This is a genomic window from Acinetobacter sp. ANC_7503, assembly GCF_056780035.1.
In genome coordinates, this window is the sequence record NZ_JBWYJA010000043.1 from 1 (window position 1) to 249 (window position 249).

Annotated in this window: 1 protein-coding gene; it reads right to left on the reverse strand. The window is 45.0% G+C overall.

Annotated elements, in window-relative coordinates:
* Positions 1–249 (reverse strand): GTP-binding protein (locus AC1M9M_RS14880; RefSeq protein ID WP_481596719.1); only part of this gene is annotated, 249 nt, incomplete at both ends.

A 249-nucleotide genomic window follows, 5' to 3' on the forward strand; every position in this document is an offset into this window, starting at 1 on the left:
CGAACTGACCAGCTTCACCGTTAAGTGCAGCAAGAGCAGAACCACGGATAACTGGAGTGTCATCACCTGGGAAGTCATAAGTAGAAAGAAGTTCACGAACTTCCATTTCAACTAGCTCAAGAAGCTCTTCGTCGTCTACAAGGTCACATTTGTTTAAGAATACAACGATGTATGGAACACCTACTTGGCGAGAAAGAAGGATGTGTTCACGAGTTTGTGGCATTGGACCATCAGTCGCAGCACATACAA